This is a genomic window from Streptosporangium minutum, assembly GCF_002149035.1.
GTDB lineage: Bacteria > Actinomycetota > Actinomycetes > Streptosporangiales > Streptosporangiaceae > Streptosporangium > Streptosporangium minutum.
This window is the reverse complement of record NZ_NGFP01000039.1, coordinates 1-15,368: the sequence shown is the minus strand read 5'-3', so window position 1 is coordinate 15,368 and position 15,368 is coordinate 1. Positions and strand designations below refer to the sequence as shown.

The window sequence follows — 15,368 nt, the reverse complement described above, 5'->3', positions numbered from 1 at the left end:
TTGTAGGATCCGCACAACAAATCCCAACTCACCAGGATCGAAAGTTTGTACGCCGAGAAACTGCAGGTCAGGCACACATGGCTCACAGAGCGCCGCTGGGACAGCTCACAGAGCACCGCTGAAATAGCTCAGGGAGCACCGCTCCTATAGAGGGAAGGTTTAGAGGGAGAAGGGTCTAGAGACGCAACGCGCTCCGCGCGCTGCGGGGAGGGACCAAACCCGAAGGCCGAGGAATGAGGCCGTAGGATGTGGGGAGTTAGGAGCAGGGAGCAGGAAATCAGGAGGATGGATATCCTCGGCTACCGGTACGGCCTCCGGCCGATTTATCAACGGGATAGCCAGAATCCCCCGCCGCGTCCTCGACCTCCGGCCACATTAGCCTCCACGCAGCCCTGGGAGCCATTCTCCGGCCCCATTAATGTCGTCCTGGACGAAGATCCGTCAGGCGGCTACAGGGCAGCCCGGCGACGTTTTGGCAGCTTCAGAGAAACTCGCCTCCCACGATGCCGTAACGGTCTCAGCCTATCCCTATCACGCCCCGACGGGCCTGGCGCCCACATCCCAACTCGGCGAAAGTTGCGAAACGGACTAGTTGGGACCCAACTGTGAAAATCGGACGCAGGCCGGAAGCCTCGAATTCATGAAAGAGAGTACGAGGCAGAAGCGGGCCGAAACCGTAAAGGCAGAGGTGGAGGCCGCCATCGCGTGGCGGGTGGCCGAAGCGGTGAATAACCCTCCTGGGTGTGCGATTTTCGCGCTCTCACAGATCGGGGCGGTGCGCCTTTCCGGGACACCTGTCGTTGCCCTCGCCGGTGCCGAGAATGATCAGGCGACCGTATGAGCGAGGACGAGCGCAAGCGGGAGGCGTGGCTGGAGCGCCACGCAGCACTCGCCCCCCGGCTTTCCCCGGAGCAATGGGCGGCGGCCAATGCCTGCCTCGGCATCCGCGTAAGCGGAAGTCGTGAGCACGCCCGCCCAAGGCGGCAGGCCGCCTGAGACCGGTGTCTTATCCCACCGGCGAGCCGTGGACCCATACCGGCTCGATCAGGTCCGGGTTGAACTTCGGGGATGGCACCATCTTGTCGCTGTTCTTGCTCTTCATGAGCGGGATCGGGTGGATGATCACCGCCTTCAGGTACTTTCCGAGAAACGCCTGCTTCTCATCCAGCGTGGCATCGTCCCAGCCCTTCCTGACCGCGTCGGCGAAGTCGGCGTCGGCAACAACCTGGGTTTGGGTGGCCCGACTCGCCATCAACTCCCCCCTCTCGGCCTCCAGATCATCAGACATGGCGAAGTACCGGTCGGACAGCAGCTTTTTCGCCTTCCACCGCTCGTACAGGTCCTTCATCAACTCGTCGATGTCGGCGAGCCGGGCTCGTACGGCAAGGTCCTCGGGCGTGTCGCCCGGCTCCTCGACCACTCCGCCGCTCATCTGCTGGTCGTGGACCCTAAAGATCAAGTCGCGGATCAGTTCGTCAACGGGCGGGCCTGTCCGGCGGTTGCCCGGACATTCGCCACGCTCCATGCCGGAGCAGTAGTAGAAGAAATTCTCCTTGTACCGCTTCGAGGGGCGGATGGCGTTGCCTGCCATCTTCAGATGACCCTCGCAGGCACCACACCGGGCGAATCCGGTCAGCAGGTGCTTCCGGGCGCTGGCCCCTCCGGGGAGCCCGGTCGGCTTCGCGTGCTTGCCGATCTTTTTGATCAGCCTGTCCCACTCATCCCGGGTAATGATCGGCTCCCACTGCCCGAGCACTTCCGTGCCGTCCGGCCTGGTGACGATCTCCATCTCGCTGACGTACGTGCCCCTGTCGTTGAGCCACTGATTCACCCGTCCCCGATAGCCACAGAGGCGTGGATTTCGCAGCATCAGGAGCAGGTTGGTCCACACCCACTTGTTGCCGCGAGTCGTCCTGATCCCGCGCTCGTCCCAGTCCGCCACGATGCCGCCGACACGGACGCCCGCCAATATCTTCCGCACGGCCTCACGGACCAGCTCCGCCTCGACGGGGTGAACGGTCGTCCTGTCCTCGTTCCAGCCGAACGGACGCCACGGGCCCTTCGAGATGCCCTTTTCGGCCAACTCCCGGTGCATCCGCTTCACCCGTCGAGCCGTGTCGGCAGATGACTTGGACGCCATGGCTACCATGACGCGCGCCATCGCTACGCCGGAGTCCGTGTTGAGGTCGAGCGAGCCGGTCACACCCTCGAAGCGCTTGCCCCAGTACTGGGCGATCTCGATCGCGTCTTCGAGGTCACGCGGGTCACGTGCCAGGCGGTCGATGTCATAGACCACGACCGCGTCGATCGCACCACGGCGGAGATCGGCCAGCATCTGCTGCCATACCGGGCGGATCACCCGCCAGACGATGTACGGGATCCCATCCTCACCCCGGACCACTCGCCGCCGCTTCTTGTAGGCGCTGGTGTCGTTCTCCTCGTACACCTGCGTGTAGGACGCACCCCGACGCAGCGCGTGGGCGGTTGCGTCTTCAAGTTGACGGGCCACTCCTCGACCCAATTCCTCGCGGTCGTCGGAGATACGGACATAAAGGCCAACGCGCAGGCCAGACAAGGTGCGAGCACCCTCGGGGAACAGGTCGTCGCTGTCGCTCATGCCCGTCAGTATATCGAGCCTATAGGTACACCATGCTAGTGTCGGTGAAGAACCCCATCCGCTCAGTCATGGCGGTACTCCTCGACCAGGTCGATCAGGGCCTTCCCCCTGGGGCGCCTGCCGGCTCGCAGATCACAGGTCACGGCCTTGCCCTCCTGGATGTAGACGTTCGGGTCGAGCACCAGGGGCATCAGGTCGTTGGTGACGTCGCCGGCGACGAGGCCCCCGCTGCCCCACGCCCAGTGGTACGGCAGGCCGACCTGGTGGATCAGCCGGCCCTCGACGCGGAGCGGGCGGACGCGCTCGGTCACCAGGACGCGGGCCTCGATCGCGGTGCGCGTCGTCACGATCGTCGCCCAGCCCCCGTTGACCACCCCGACCTCGGCGGCGAGCTGCGGGGAGATCTCGCAGAACAGCTCGGGCTGCAGCTCGGCGAGGTAGGACAGCGGCCGGCTCATGGCGCCCGCCGTGTGGTGCTCGGTGAGCCGGTAGGTGGTGAGCACGTACGGGAAGCGCGGCGACTCCGGCGGGTTGTAGGGGGCCACGGGGCTCCGGTAGACCTTGCGCGCGGGGTTGGCCCGCTGGCCGTACAGCGTGTTGCGCACCGGCGACTCGTGCGGCTCGTAGTGCGCCGGCAGCGGCCCGTCGGCCAGCCCGGCGGGGGCGAACAGCCAGCCCTTGCCGTCGGCCTGCATGATGAACGGGTCGGTCCCGGCCAGCGCCGCCTCGGCTCTGGCGCCCTCGGGCGGCAGGTAGTCCGGCGGCTTGTCCTTCTCGAAGTCCGGCACGTCGTCCCCGGTCCACTCCCCCTTCTCCGCGTCCCACCAGATGTAGGCCTTGCGCTCGCTCCACGGGCGGCCCTCGGGGTCGGCGGAGGCCCGGTTGTAGAGGATGCGGCGGTTGGCCGGCCACGCCCAGCCCCATTCGAGCGCGACCCGGTTCTGCTCGCGCCCCGGCTTGCGCCGGGCCGCCTGGTTGACCTCGTCGGCGTAGACCCCGCAGTAGATCCAGCAGCCGCACCGGGTGGAGCCGTCGGGCTTGAGCTCGGTGTAGGCCGACAGCGCCCGCCCGTCGGGGCCGGTGCCGTTGATCTCGCGCAGCACCGCCTCCGCCGAGGGGTCCCGGTGCTCGCCTTCCTCCGGGTAGTCCCAGGTCAGCTCGCGCAGCGGCCGGTCGATCTCGTCGTCGGACAGCCGCTGCCTGATGCGCTTGCCCAGGTGATAGTAGAACGACAGGTCGCTACGGCAGTCGCCCGGCGGGTCGAGCGCCTTCTCCCGCCACTGCAGCAGCCGCTGGGTGTTGGTGAAGGTCCCCTCCTTCTCCACGTGGCTCGCGGCGGGCAGGAAGAACACCTCGGTGGCGATGTCCTCGGTGCGCATCTCCCCGGTCTCCAGCTCGGGGCCGTCCTTCCAGAACGTGGCCGTCTCCACCAGCGTCAGGTCGCGCACCACCAGCCAGTCGAGGTTGGCCAGCCCGAGGCGCTGCGCCTTGCCTCCGGAGGAGCCGACCGCGGGGTTCTCCCCCACCACGAAGTAGCCCTTCACGGCGCCCTCGATCTGCGCCATCACGGTCGTGTAGTGGCCGTGGTCGCCGGTGAGCCGCGGCAGGTGGCCGAAGCAGAAGTCGTTCTCCTCGGTGGCCGCCTCGCCCCACCACGCCTTGAGCAGGCTCACCATGTAGGAGCGCTTCCTGCCCCAGAACCCGGTGTCGGCTCCGGCCTGGGCGAGGTAGTCGTCCAGGCCCTCGTGCCGGTGGGCGTGGGGCATCGGCAGGTATCCCGGCAGGATGTTGAACAGCGTCGGGATGTCGGTGGAGCCCTGGATGCTGGCGTGGCCGCGCAGCGCCATGATGCCCCCGCCGGGGCGGCCCATGTTGCCGAGCAGCAGCTGCAGGATCGCGGCCGTGCGGATGTACTGCACGCCCACCGAGTGCTGGGTCCAGCCGACCGCGTAGGCCCAGGCGGTGGTGCGCTCCCGGCCGGAGTTCGCGGTGATCGCGTCGGCGAGCTCGGCGAAGTCCTCACGGGAGATGCCGCACAGCTCGGCCACCAGGTCCGGGGTGTAGCGGGCGAAGTGCCGCTTGAGGATCCGGTAGACGCAGCGCGGGTGGGTCAGCGTCGGGTCGGTGGGCGGCCTGCCGAGCATCGCGGCGCCGCCCGAGCCGTACTGGTCGGACCCCGCGGCCTCGGCGTGTTTCTCCCCGCCCTCCAACTGCTCGCCGCGCAGCCCGGCGGCGGCCTCCTCCCGGGCGCCCTCGTAGGCCCAGCTCGACGGGTCGTACTTGCGGTGCTCGGCGTCGAAGCCGGAGAACAGCCCGTCCAGGTCCTCGGTGTCCCGGAAGCGCTTGGAGATGATCGTCGAGGCGTTGGTGTAGGCCAGGACGTACTCGCGGAAGTCGAGCTCGTTGACGAGCACGTGGTTGATCAGCGCGCCGAGCAGGACGATGTCGCTCCCGGCCCGGATCGGCACGTGCTTGTCGGCGAGCGCGCTGGTCCGCGTGTAGCGCGGGTCGACGTGGAAGACCTTCGCTCCCCGCGCCCTGGCCTCGACCACCCACTGGAACCCCACCGGATGGCACTCGGCCATGTTGGAGCCCTGGATGACGATGCAGTCGGACTCCGCCAGGTCCTGCTGGAAGTCCGTCGCGCCGCCACGCCCGAAGCTGGCCCCCAGACCGGGGACGGTGGAGGAGTGTCAAATACGCGCCTGGTTCTCCACCTGGATCGCGCCGAGGGCGGTGTACAGCTTCTTCATCAGGTAGTTCTCTTCGTTGTCGAGCGTCGCCCCGCCCAGTCCGGCGATGCCCATGGTGCGCCGTACGACCTTGCCGTCCTCCTCCTGCTGCCAGGTCTCCCGCCGGGTCCGGACCACCCGGTCGGCGATCATGTCCATCGCGGTCTCGAGGTCCAGCGGCTCCCACTCGGTGCCGTGCGGCCGCCGGTACAGCACGCGCGTCTGCCGGCCGGGATGGGTGACGAGCTGCTTGCTCGCCGATCCCTTGGGGCAGAGCCGTCCGCGTGAGATCGGCGAGTCGGGGTCGCCCTCGATCTGGGTGACCTCGCCGTCCTTGACGTAGACGAGCTGGCCGCATCCGACCGCGCAGTAGGGGCAGATCGATCTCGCGACCGTGTCGGCCTCCTCGGTGCGGGGCCGCAGCGCGTCGGTCCGTGCCGACCGGGCGGCGTCGCTCCTGGCGTCCTCTCCCCTGAGCTGGCGGATCACCGGCCAGCGGGAGAGCCATCCCCCGTGTGCCATGTCGGGTGTCCTGCCCCCGATGCCTCCGGTCTAATCACCCCCCGGCGAGACGGACTACCGATCCTCTCCTGTCGAAGGCCAGGTCACGGCCGGTACGGCTGGACCCGGCGGCGGTTGCGCCGGTGGTGCGGCGACGCGTCGCTCTCCCCGGCCCGGCGGACCCGCCGTCCTCCGGCGGCCTGACCGTAGCGGCGGCTAACCGGAATAAACCTCCGCTTAGTTGGAGTTGCCGTGGGCATGGCTGAAGACAACATCCGTGGCGTCGCGCGCGGCACCTCCGACGTTCCCCTGTCGATCCTCGAACTGGCCACGGTCGGCTCGGGCGTGACCGCCACCGAGACCCTGCGGGCGGGCACCGAGCTGGCCAGGCGGGCGGAGAAGCTGGGCTACCACCGGATCTGGGTCGCCGAACACCACGGGATGCCCTCCGTGGCCAGCTCCTCCCCCGCCGTGCTGATCGCCCACCTGGCCGCGGCGACCACGACCATCCGGCTGGGGTCCGGCGGCGTGATGCTGCCCAACCACGCCCCGTTGATCGTCGCCGAGCAGTTCGGCACCCTGCACGCGCTGCACCCCGGCCGCATCGATCTCGGGCTCGGCCGGGCGCCGGGCACCGACCCCGCCACGGCACGGGCGCTGCGCCGCCACGGCCTGGACGCCGACGACTTCCCCGAGCAGCTCGCCGAGCTGACCGCCTTCCTGGATGACGCGTTCCCGGCGGGTCATCCGCTTGAGCGGGTCGTCGCCGTCCCGCGGTCGCCCGAGGCGGGCCGTCCGCCGATCTGGCTCCTCGGCTCCAGCGGCTTCAGCGCCCAGCTCGCCGGCCTGCTCGGCCTGCCGTTCGCGTTCGCCCATCACTTCAGCGCGGCCAACACCGTCCCCGCCCTGGACCTCTACCGCTCCTCCTTCCAGCCCTCGGCCGTGCTGGACCGGCCGTACGCGATGATCGGCGTCTCCGCCGTCGCCGCGGAGACGCCGGAGCAGGCCCTCCGCATGGCCCGTTCGGGCGGGCTGTCCATGCTGCGCCTGCGCCGCGGGGCTCCGCAGCCCGTCCCCACGCCCGAGGAGGCAGAGACCTACCCGTACAGCCCGGTTGAGAAGGACTTCCTGGACGACTACCTGTCCAAGGTGGTGTACGGAGACGCCGCCCAGGTGCGTACGGGCCTTGAGGAGCTCCGCAAGCGCACCGAGGCCGACGAGCTGATGATCACCACGCTGGTCCACAGTCCCACGGCCCGGATCCGCTCCTACGAGCTGATCGCCCAGGCCTACGAGCTGCGGCGGAGCCTCTGACGGGACGCGGGCCGCACACGAGGGCCCGACCCCGTCCGGCGGGGCGCCGGGTGGAGCGGGCGGACGAGGGCCGGCCCGCGGCCGGCGGGGCGGGCGCACGACGGCATGAGCGTGCCGGTGGACGGATCGCGGGACGTCCGGACGCCGGCCGCCCCTCAGGGGCGCCCGTCCGATCGCGGCTCCGGCGGCGGTGAGGGTGGCGGCTCCGGCGGGAGCCCGTCGCCCTCGGCGGGACCGAGAAGCCCGTGCTCCTCGGACGGCTCGACCAGCTCGACGAACTGCCGCACGACGGGGCTGTCGAGGAACGCGGTGAAGGCGCCGAGCAGCTCCTCGCCCAGCGGGCGGAGCACCTCCACCACCGCTTCCGCGGCGGCCTGCGTCTGCGCGCCGAACAGGACGCCGACGTCGTGCAGGAACTCCTCGGAGACCCGTGGCAGGGGCGGCGCCGGCAACGCGAGCTGCGGCTTCGGCGGGGCCTTCTCCGGTGGTGCCCAGCGCATGGAGTCCTCGCTCATGGCGAGCCACTCGTCGACGGCTCCGTCGATGGCGTCGAGCACGTGGTCGGGATCGCTTGGCATAGCGGCTCCCCCAGTGGCTGAGGTTCGATAAGACGACGGTACCTCTCCGGGCTCCGGCAGGTGACGTCAGGTGAGGCCGTACCGAGCGCGGACCTGGGCGGCGCTCGGTACGGCACGGGCATCGGCCGGGATCAGCCCTGTGAAGGGCCGCCGCCCGCGCGGCGGATGGGCATCCAGGTGGGCGTGGGAGCGGTGGTCAGGAAGTCGGCGACCAGCCCGGTGCACAGCTCCGGCTTCTCGTGGAGGAGGAGGTGGGACGCGTCGGGGATGACGGCCAGCCGGGCGTCGGGGAGTCCCCGATACAGCTCCAGCGTGTGCTCCAACGTCACGATGTCGTCATCGGCGACCATGACCAGCGCCGGGCAGGTCACGGCACGGAGTTCAGCCGGCGCCAGGCCGCGTTCCTCGGCCACCGCCCGCACGATCTTGGCCACCACGACCGGGAGATGGTCGGCGCCGTCGGGCGACACCTCCGCGTAGGCCGCGACCAGGGGCGGGGGCAGCGCTCCCTCGGCGGAGGGCCGAATGATCATTCCTTGCGTGTCGAAGGCGCCGCTGATCAGGACGAGCCGGTCGAGCAGGTCGGGGCGGCGCACGGCCACCCACAGCGCCACGATCGCACCGGCGCTGTAGCCGACCAGCCGGACCGGCCCGTCGACGACCTTGTCCAGGAACGCGATGGTGTCCTGCGCCATCACCTCGACCGTGATCGGCCCCGGCACGTCGGCGGTGCGGCCGTGGCCGCGGCGGTCGGGCAGCAGCAGCCGGAAGCGGTCGGCCAGCGCGCCGAGGTTGCCGTCGAAGTCCCTGCTGTCGGAGAAACCGCCGTGGAGCAGCACCAGCGGCTCTCCTTCGCCGCGCTCGTCGTACCACATACGCGCGCCGTTCACATCCGCGTAGTCCGCCATCGTGTCGCCGTCCTCTCGTTCCGGACCGGTGATCGCCACCGGTCACCCGGGTAATACGGAGCGGCGGCCGGAAACTCATCGCTCGTCCGGAAGATCTTTCAGGACGTCGCCTCGGCCTCCAGGGCGTCCGGCAGGCCGAACAGCGGGAACAGCCGGTCGGCGTCGAGGTAGGTCGTCATCTCGACGATCAGCCCGCCCGAGACCGTGAGGACGACGAGCGCGAACGGCTCCAGCCTGCCGCCCGGCCCGGCCGGCCGGTACTGCGCGAACGCGGGCGAGCCGTTGGCCGTGGCCGGCACCAGGCGCGCGCCCGCGCAGGGCCGCCCGGCCGCGAGCAGCAGCCGGCGGATCTCGGCCCGTCCACGCAGCCACCACAGGAACGGCGGCATGGACGTGACGGCGTCCTCGTGCAGCAGCGCCACCATGGCCTCGACGTCGTAGCGCTCGAAGGCGTCGCAGTACCTGGCGAGGAGACGCCGCTGCGCCTGGTCCATCGGCTGGTACGGCTCGCCCGGGTCCGCGGAGGCGGCTCTCAGCGTCGCACGGGCGCGTTGCAGCGCGCTGGTGACGGACGCGACAGTGGTGTCCAGCAGCCGGGCGACCTCGTCGGCCTTGCAGCACAGCACGTCGCGCAGGATCAGCACCGCCCGCTGGCGGGGCGGCAGGCGCTGCAGCGCGGCGACGAACGCCAGGCGGATCGTGTCGCGCTGCGCGGCCAGCTCCGCCGGGTCGCCGCCGAAGGGCAGCACGCGGCCATCTGGGACCGGCTGGACGAAAGCGCTCTCCGGGAGTGGCGCGCCGAGGTCGGGACCGGCCTGCACGGACGGGCCGAGGTCGATCGCCCGAGCCCGGCGCCGCGCGCCCCGCAGCATGTCGAGGCAGACGTTGGTGGCGATGGCGTAGAGCCACGACCGCAGCGGCGCACGGCCCTCGTCGAACCGGTCGAGACTCCGCCAGGCGCGCACCAGGGTCTCCTGCACGGCGTCCTCCGCCTCGAACGGCGAGCCGAGCATCCGGTAGCAGTAGCCGGTCAGGGGGATCCGGTGCCGCTCCAGCAGATCCGCTCCCCCGGGCTCAGGCATGCCCGCACTTTCGGGGACGGTCTGGAAGCCCTCCTCGCCCGCAGGCGCGGGCACCCCGCCGTCGGCCTTCACGTGACCACCCACGCAGGGGAGGCTATCGGCCACCCCTGACTCAGAGCCAGCTCCGCGCCGCCGCCTCCACGCCCGCCTGGAACCTGGTGGTCACGCCGAGCCGCTCCACGACCGCGGCGATCTTCCTGGTCGCGGTGCGGGTGCTGACGCCCAGGTGCCTGCCGATGGCTTCGTCCTTGAGTCCCGAGTTCAGCAGCCGCAGCACCAGCAGGTCCTCCTCGGCGGGCCTGTCATCCGCCGGCGGGGAGTCGCCGGTGAGCGGCTGGCCGCGCTCCCAGTAGACGTCGAACAGCTCGATGAGCGCGTCCAGCAGCCGCGAGGGGTGCAGCAGCGCGATGTTGTCGTAGACGCCGTCCACCAAGGGCAGCAACCCGACCCTCCGGTCGGCGATGCGCAGCTTGTACGGCAGGCGCGGCAGGAACCTGGAGCGCTCGCCCTCCTCGGCCAGGCGCAGCAGGGTCTCCATGCGGCCCGGCCTGGTGAGCGAGCCGGGGCAGTACACCACCCTGATGTCCACGCCGCGGGCCAGCAGTTCCCTGGTCTCCTCCAGCTCCGACTCGTTGGTGTCGCTGGAGGAGTCGGGGCGGCCCAGGTACGGCGGGCTGTCGAAGCAGAGCAGCTCGGTGGTGACCGAGCGGGCCAGTTCGGTCATCTGCCGCTTCACGGCGTCCTCGCCGGAGAGGATCTCCACCACGCCCGCGGGCTCGGCCCACATCCGGCCCGAGTGGTAGAGCTGGACGAAGTCGCCCACCGTGGTGCGCACCCTGGCCAGGTTCGTCTCCGCCTCCAGGCGGCGCCTGTCCACCAGCCAGCCGAGCGCCGCCTCGGGCGAGACCGGCTCGTAGCCGCCAGGACCGGTCCTGCGCAGCAGGCCCGCCTCGGCCAGCCGGCGCAGCGCGAGCCGTACCCGCGAGGAGGTGACCCCGAGGGCGGCGGCGAGCTCGGCGGTGCGCCGGCCCGGCTGCCTCAGCAGCAACCGGTACACCCGCTCCTCGAACTCCGCGACCCCCACCCCGCCGAGAACCCGCTGCTCCTCCACGTACCACCTGACCGAATCGTGTCCCTTTTGGCCATATGGCCGAAAATGTCATAACCATATCTCGACAAGGGATCCTCGCAGGCCGTTGACTGCTTCCCGGCCCCTCCGGCGATCTTGGCCGGGCGGGTGGCAGCCTCATCCCCCCAAGAGGAGCAATGTCCCGCAACCCCCGCGTCTACAGCGCCATGGCGCTCGCCGCCGCGCTGGCGGTCACCTCCGTCGCGGCGCCGGCGCTCGCCGAACCCGCCGCGGCAGGCGCCCCCTCCCGCTACATCGTCACCCTCGCAGGCCAGCCGCTCGCCACCTACGGCGGCGGCGTGGACGGCCTCGCCGCCACCAAGCCGGGCAGGGGCAAGAAGGTCGACACGGCCAGCGCCGGCGCCAAGCGCTACCGCGAGCACCTGACCAAGCGCCAGGACGAGGCCGCCCGCAGCGTCGGCGCGACCGCGCAGCGGCACAACTCCGTCGCCTCCAACAGCTTCGTCGCCGACCTCACCCCCGCTCAGGCCCTCAGACTGCACCGCACCGGCGGCGTCGTGTCCGTCGTCCAGGACACCCTGCGCAAGGCCCTGGACGACCGGAACTCCAGCGACTTCCTCGGCCTGTCAGGTGACAAGGGCATATGGGCCTCGCTCGGCGGCGCCCCCAACGCGGGCAAGGGCATCGTGGTCGGCGTCATCGACACCGGCGTCTGGCCGGAGAACCCCTCCTTCGCCGGCCCCGCGCTCGGGACCGAGGCGCCCACCGCCGCCGACCCCTACCGGCCCTACCGCCAGGGCACGGCCACGGTCATGAAGAAGGCCGACGGCTCCACCTTCACCGGCCTGTGCGAGACCGGCACGGAGTTCACCGCCGATCTGTGCAATCAGAAGCTGGTGAGTGCCAGGTACTTCGGCAAGGCCTGGCTGAACGCCAACGACCCCGCCGCCACCGGCGAGTACGCCTCTCCGCGTGACCGGGGCGGGCACGGCTCCCACACCGCGAGCACCGCCGCGGGCAACCACGCCGTCCCCGCCACCGCCAACGGCATCGACTTCGGCCGGATCTCCGGCGTCGCCCCCGCAGCGGCCGTCTCCGTCTACAAGGCGCTGTGGGAGGGCGCGGACGGAAGCACCGGCTACACCTCCGACATCGTCGAGGCCATCGACCAGGCCGTCGCCGACGGCGTCGACGTGATCAACTACTCGGTCGGCGGCGAGCGCGAGTCCTCCACCGACGACCCGGTCCAGCTGGCCTTCCTGGCCGCCGCGGACGCCGGCATCTTCGTCGCCACCGCGGGCGGCAACTCCGGCCCCGAGGCCTCCACCCTGGACAACACCGCCCCGTGGACCACCACCGTCGCCGCGAGCACCGTCGCGCCCTACCTGGCCCAGGTGCGGCTGGGCGACGGCAGCACCTTCCGCGGCGCCAGCACCACCGTCAGCGCGCCGTTCGGGCCCAAGCCGCTGGCCACCTCGGTGTCGGTGAAGAACGCCGCCGCCTCCGACTCCGACGCCGAGGTCTGCGCGGAGGGTTCGCTGGACCCGGCCAAGGCCACCGGGAAGATCATCTACTGCGTGCGCGGCGTCATCCAGCGTGTGGACAAGTCCGCCGAGGTCAAGCGCGCCGGCGGCGTGGGCATGGTGCTGGGCAACCCCAGCGACCAGGACACCGGCGCCGACGTGCACGCCGTACCGACCGTGCACATCAACACCCCCGACACCGAGAAGGTCCTCGCCTACGCCGCCACCCCCGGCGCGACGGTGACGCTGCTCCCCTCCTCCTCCACCGAGGGCGTCGAATACCCGCAGGTCGCCAGCTTCTCCTCGCGCGGCCCCTCCCTCAGCAACAACGGCGACCTGATCAAGCCCGACATCGCCGCCCCCGGCGTGTCGATCCTCGCCGCCGTCGCGCCCCCCGGGAACCAGGGCAAGGACTTCGACTTCTACTCCGGCACCTCGATGGCCACCCCGCACATCGCCGGTCTGGCCGCCCTGTACCTGGGCACGGACCCGCTCCTGTCGCCCGCCGCCATCAAGTCGGCGATGATGACCACCGCCTACGACACCAAGACGCCCGACCTCTTCGCGCAGGGCTCAGGTCACGTCGACCCCGCCCGCATGCTGAAGCCCGGCCTGGTCTACGACGCCACGGCCCAGGACTGGTACGGGTACCTGGAGGGGCTGGGCGTCAAGACCGGCACCGGCGCCGCACCCGTCGCCACCAGCGACCTGAACTACCCCAGCATCGCGGTCGGCACCCTGTTCGGCTCAAGGACCCTCACCCGCAAGGTCACGGCGCTGACCCCCGGCGTCTACCACGCGGACCTCGACCTGCCGGGCATCAAGACCAAGGTCAAGCCCTCCACACTGGTCTTCAAGAAGGCGGGCGAGACCAAGGAGTTCACCGTCACCATGGAGATGACGCGCCAGACCGGCGGCAGCGCCATCGCCGGCTCGCTGACCTGGAAGAGCAGGGACACCGCCGTCCGCAGCCCCGTGATGGTCACCCCGCTGAGCGCCAAGGCGCCCGCCGAGGTCAAGGGCGAGGGCCCGGCGGGCTCGCTCACCTTCGACGTGACCCCCAGCGTGTCGAAGTTCCCCGTCAAGGCCTACGGGCCCGTCTCCGCCGACCCGGTGCCCGGCACCGTGAGTCCCAGTGACATCTGGGGCAAGGAAGTCTCCGTCGTCGTGCCCGAAGGCGCCAAGGCCGTCTCCTTCAAGCTCATTCCCGGTGACCCCGAGACGGAGGTGGCCGCCATCCTGGGCTACACCGAGGGCGGCGCGATGCAGGGCCTGGCCTGGATCAGCTCGTGGGAGGACTACCGCGCGGTCCTGGCCAACCCCAGGCCCGGCAAGTACACCCTGTTCATGCTCACCTTGGGGAGCGCCGAGACGCCGTTCAGCACGCAGATCAACATCGTGGACGCCGGCTCCGGCTCCGGCGCGCTCAAGGTGACGCCCGACAAGCCGAAGGTCACGCCGGGAACGGCGTTCCCGCTGACGGCCACCTGGTCCGGCCAGCCGGACCGGACGGCGACCGGCTACATCGAGTACCCCAACGGGGCCGGCACGATCGTGACGATCAACTGACCCGGACCGACCCGGACTGATCCGGACTGATCCGGACTGATCCGGCGCGGGCCGTTCCCTCCGGGGAGCGGCCCGCGTCGCGTGTGTCCCTGTTGACCTGGAGCCGACTCCAGGGGCGAGGATGGAGGGCATGCAGACACGCACCATCGGCAACGTGACAGTCAGCGCCATCGGCCTGGGCGCGATGCCCATGTCCGTGGCCGGGCACATGCCGGACGAGGACCAGTCGATCAGGACGATCCACGCCGCGCTCGACGCCGGCGTCACCCTCATCGACACCGCCGACGCCTACACCCCTACCAGCGCCGAGGTGGGGCACAACGAGCGCCTGGTGGCCAAGGCGCTGGACCTGTGGGGCGGCGACCGCGACGCCGTGCTGGTGGCCACCAAGGGCGGCCACACCCGCGTCGGAGACGACGGCTGGGACGTCAACGGCAGCCGCGCGTACATCAAGGCCGCGTGTGAGCGCTCACTCAAGGCGCTCGGCGTGGAGGCCATCGGGCTCTACCAGCACCACAGGCCCGACCCCGCGGTGCCGTACGAGGAGAGCGTCGAGGCCCTGCGCGAGCTGCTCGACGAGGGGAAGATCCGCATGGCGGGCATCTCCAACGCCGACTCCGGGCAGATCAGGCTGGCCGACGACATCCTCGGCGGGCGGCTGGCCGGCGTGCAGAACGAGTACTCGCCGCGCTTCAGGACCAGCGAGCCGGAGATCGACGTGTGCGAGGAGCTGGGAGTGGCCTTCCTGCCGTGGTCCCCGCTCGGCGGGATGGGCGCGGCCTCCTCCCTCGGCGGCGAGCACGCGGCGTTCGGACGGGTCGCGGCGGACCACGGGGTCTCGCCGCAGCGCGTGTGCCTGGCCTGGGAGCTGGCGCGCAGCCCCGTGGTGATCCCCATCCCCGGCGCCAGCAGGCCCGAGAGCGTCCTGGACTCGGTGGCCGCGGCGGACCTGACCCTCACCGAGGAGGAGCTCGCCCTGCTGAGCCGCCGTGATCGAGGTCTCCGAGACGCGCCCGCCAGGTGACCTCGGTCGTCTTCGAGCCCGCCCTCGCGGTCCGCCGGTCCGCCTGAACGCGCGGCGGCCCCGGGCCAGGCCTCCGGCGGCCGTCGGCGCACACTGGAGGACATGGACCACAACGCCGAGCTCCGGGAGTTCCTGCGCGCCCGCCGCGCGCGCCTGAGCCCGCAGCAGGCGGGCGTGCCCGCCACCGGCGGCACCCGCCGGGTGCCCGGTCTGCGCCGGGAGGAGCTCGCCCGTCTCGCCGGTGTCAGCGTGGACTACTACACCCGCCTGGAGCAGGGCCGTCATCTCAACGTCTCGGAGAGCGTCCTGGACGCCGTCGCCCGCGCCCTGCGGCTGGACGGGGTGGAGCGGGCCTACCTCTTCGAGCTCAGCCGGTCCAAGCCCCGGCCCACCCGGCGGGTGCCGCCGGTGGCGGGCACGCCCGCCTGCT

General features: G+C 70.8%; 11 protein-coding genes. 5 read left to right on the top strand and 6 right to left on the bottom strand.

Annotated elements, in window-relative coordinates; translation table 11 throughout:
* Nucleotides 1-640 precede the first annotated feature (640 nt).
* On the top strand, nucleotides 641-841 hold the full coding sequence (locus CA984_RS45445) for a hypothetical protein (RefSeq protein ID WP_133061627.1): 201 nt from the start codon (nucleotides 641-643) through the stop codon (nucleotides 839-841).
* Between the two features lie 165 nt (nucleotides 842-1,006).
* Here the strand turns inward: CA984_RS45445 and CA984_RS11410 are convergent, their stop codons facing one another.
* A complete protein-coding gene (locus CA984_RS11410) occupies nucleotides 1,007-2,617 on the bottom strand; it encodes a recombinase family protein (RefSeq protein ID WP_086571074.1) in 1,611 nt (536 codons plus the stop codon).
* A gap of 62 nt (nucleotides 2,618-2,679) precedes the next feature.
* Complete coding sequence (fdh, locus tag CA984_RS11405) at nucleotides 2,680-5,871, bottom strand: formate dehydrogenase (protein ID WP_242675884.1); 3,192 nt, start codon at nucleotides 5,869-5,871, stop codon at nucleotides 2,680-2,682.
* A gap of 237 nt (nucleotides 5,872-6,108) precedes the next feature.
* Between fdh and CA984_RS11395 the strand changes: the two genes are divergently transcribed.
* Nucleotides 6,109-7,164, top strand: a complete 1,056-nt coding sequence (locus CA984_RS11395) for an LLM class flavin-dependent oxidoreductase (RefSeq protein WP_086571119.1) — start codon at nucleotides 6,109-6,111, stop codon at nucleotides 7,162-7,164.
* 155 nt (nucleotides 7,165-7,319) lie between these two features.
* Here the strand turns inward: CA984_RS11395 and CA984_RS11390 are convergent, their stop codons facing one another.
* The 4 genes from CA984_RS11390 to CA984_RS11375 all read right to left on the bottom strand — a co-directional run bounded on the left by CA984_RS11390 (nucleotide 7,320) and on the right by CA984_RS11375 (nucleotide 10,843).
* Entirely contained in the window at nucleotides 7,320-7,742 is a 423-nt protein-coding gene (locus CA984_RS11390) for a hypothetical protein (protein ID WP_086571067.1), read from the bottom strand.
* 131 nt (nucleotides 7,743-7,873) lie between these two features.
* Nucleotides 7,874-8,689, bottom strand: coding sequence for an alpha/beta fold hydrolase (locus CA984_RS11385; protein WP_242675883.1), 816 nt, complete (start codon nucleotides 8,687-8,689; stop codon nucleotides 7,874-7,876).
* 59 nt (nucleotides 8,690-8,748) lie between these two features.
* Complete coding sequence (locus tag CA984_RS11380; RefSeq protein WP_278248999.1) at nucleotides 8,749-9,816, bottom strand: sigma-70 family RNA polymerase sigma factor; 1,068 nt, start codon at nucleotides 9,814-9,816, stop codon at nucleotides 8,749-8,751.
* 28 nt (nucleotides 9,817-9,844) lie between these two features.
* On the bottom strand, nucleotides 9,845-10,843 hold the full coding sequence (locus CA984_RS11375; RefSeq protein ID WP_086571064.1) for a helix-turn-helix domain-containing protein: 999 nt from the start codon (nucleotides 10,841-10,843) through the stop codon (nucleotides 9,845-9,847).
* A gap of 155 nt (nucleotides 10,844-10,998) precedes the next feature.
* Here CA984_RS11375 and CA984_RS11370 point away from each other — a divergent pair, with 155 nt between their 5' ends.
* From CA984_RS11370 to CA984_RS11360, 3 genes are all read left to right on the top strand, one after another.
* Entirely contained in the window at nucleotides 10,999-13,914 is a 2,916-nt protein-coding gene (locus tag CA984_RS11370; protein WP_086571062.1) for a S8 family serine peptidase, read from the top strand.
* A 130-nt stretch (nucleotides 13,915-14,044) separates the two neighbouring features.
* The gene (locus CA984_RS11365; protein ID WP_086571115.1) at nucleotides 14,045-14,938 is read left to right on the top strand and encodes an aldo/keto reductase; all 894 of its coding nucleotides are present in this window, start codon (nucleotides 14,045-14,047) and stop codon (nucleotides 14,936-14,938) included.
* A 102-nt stretch (nucleotides 14,939-15,040) separates the two neighbouring features.
* A partial coding sequence (locus CA984_RS11360) for a helix-turn-helix domain-containing protein (RefSeq protein ID WP_133061626.1) occupies nucleotides 15,041-15,368 on the top strand: 328 nt, incomplete at its 3' end.

What these genes read in the sequence shown, in the direction of transcription:
- CA984_RS11390 (WP_086571067.1), bottom strand. Translation starts at nt 7,742, where the DNA reads ATGCCAAGCGATCCCGACCACGTGCTCGACGCCATCGACGGAGCCGTC.
- CA984_RS45445 (WP_133061627.1), top strand. Translation starts at nt 641, where the DNA reads ATGAAAGAGAGTACGAGGCAGAAGCGGGCCGAAACCGTAAAGGCAGAG.
- CA984_RS11365 (WP_086571115.1), top strand. Translation starts at nt 14,045, where the DNA reads ATGCAGACACGCACCATCGGCAACGTGACAGTCAGCGCCATCGGCCTG.
- CA984_RS11410 (WP_086571074.1), bottom strand. Translation starts at nt 2,617, where the DNA reads ATGAGCGACAGCGACGACCTGTTCCCCGAGGGTGCTCGCACCTTGTCT.
- CA984_RS11395 (WP_086571119.1), top strand. Translation starts at nt 6,109, where the DNA reads ATGGCTGAAGACAACATCCGTGGCGTCGCGCGCGGCACCTCCGACGTT.
- CA984_RS11370 (WP_086571062.1), top strand. Translation starts at nt 10,999, where the DNA reads ATGTCCCGCAACCCCCGCGTCTACAGCGCCATGGCGCTCGCCGCCGCG.